Source organism: Methylobacterium nigriterrae (assembly GCF_037106235.1).
Lineage (GTDB): Bacteria > Pseudomonadota > Alphaproteobacteria > Rhizobiales > Beijerinckiaceae > Methylobacterium > Methylobacterium nigriterrae.
The window spans coordinates 1-266 of sequence record NZ_JBAWTG010000920.1; the positions used below are offsets into that span (position 1 = coordinate 1).

Consider the following 266-nt stretch of genomic DNA (forward strand, 5'->3'; position numbering starts at 1 on the left):
CGCCTCCACTCAGCCCTCGGGTACCGTACGCCTGAGCAGGCCGAGCAGCGCTGGGCAACGTAACCTCCGTGTCCACAAAAACGGGGGAGGATCAGACCTCGCCGCCAGGACAGCGCAAGCCGTCCCTCGCGCGTCAGGCAGAATTTGTCGCTTGTGAACAGGCCATCAGAGGGTCTTCTTCGGTCCGTAGACCTCGCGCGGTGCGTCGGTCCAGCGGCCACCGCTTTTCAGCACGTGGACGATGCCGCTGATGATACGTCGATCAT

General features: G+C 63.5%; 1 pseudogene. It reads right to left on the bottom strand.

Annotation, left to right across the window (positions count from 1 at the left end):
* Nucleotides 1-168: 168 nt before the first annotated feature.
* A pseudogene (locus tag WDW90_RS39690) lies at nt 169-266 on the bottom strand (transposase); the annotation flags it as partial.